Origin of the sequence: Bowmanella dokdonensis (genome assembly GCF_017254865.1) — a bacterium.
Lineage (GTDB): Bacteria > Pseudomonadota > Gammaproteobacteria > Enterobacterales > Alteromonadaceae > Bowmanella > Bowmanella dokdonensis.
This window is the reverse complement of the sequence record NZ_JAFKCV010000408.1, coordinates 1-283: the sequence shown is the minus strand read 5'-3', so window position 1 is coordinate 283 and position 283 is coordinate 1. Positions and strand designations below refer to the sequence as shown.

1 pseudogene is annotated in these 283 nt (G+C 56.9%); it reads right to left on the bottom strand.

Annotated elements, in window-relative coordinates:
- Window positions 1–283, bottom strand: a pseudogene (locus J0A66_RS23095) (SPOR domain-containing protein); the annotation flags it as partial.

Sequence of the window (283 nt, the reverse complement as noted above, 5' to 3'; positions counted from 1 at the left end):
ACTGACAGGGGCCGATTCGGCCTGTGCCACCGGCGGCGCGTGCGCGTCGACAGGCTCATCGCTGGCAACGCTTTCTACAGGGTCATCCAACGCTACATCTTCCACCACTTCCACAGTGCGACTAACGCGTTCACGAACCTCGTCGATAGGAAAAGACTCAGTCTCTGACACTGGTTCCTGTGCAGGACGTGGTGGTACCGGCAAAAAGGTATCTTTATGGGAGACCTTCTCTCCATCTAGCAGGTCCGGCAGAAAAATCACCGCCAGCGCGACCAGGATAATG